The organism is Flavobacterium sp. (genome assembly GCF_003525665.1).
Taxonomy (GTDB): domain Bacteria; phylum Bacteroidota; class Bacteroidia; order Flavobacteriales; family Flavobacteriaceae; genus Flavobacterium.
Genome location: NZ_DQDX01000048.1, coordinates 1 through 245, shown reverse-complemented (window position 1 = coordinate 245; position 245 = coordinate 1). Strand labels below are relative to the sequence as shown.

The window sequence follows — 245 nt, the reverse complement described above, 5'->3', positions numbered from 1 at the left end:
CAATTGGAAACAAGTCAATGATAGATTAGTATTTACAATTTCAGCAGATCGATTTTTGCGAAATATGGTCCGAGCAATTGTTGGCACCATGATAAACATCGGATTAGAAAAAATATCTTTGCAGGATTTTATCCAAATTATTGAAAGTAAAGACCGAAATAAAGCAGGATTTTCAGTTCCAGCACACGGATTGTATTTGACGAAAGTGGAATATCCTTTTTTGAGAAAATAGAATATAGAAAATA

Annotated in this window: 1 pseudogene; it reads left to right on the top strand. The window is 31.8% G+C overall.

What is annotated here, in order from left to right:
* Positions 1–232, top strand: a pseudogene (locus DIU01_RS03360) (tRNA pseudouridine(38-40) synthase TruA); the annotation flags it as partial.
* Positions 233–245: the final 13 nt, after the last annotated feature.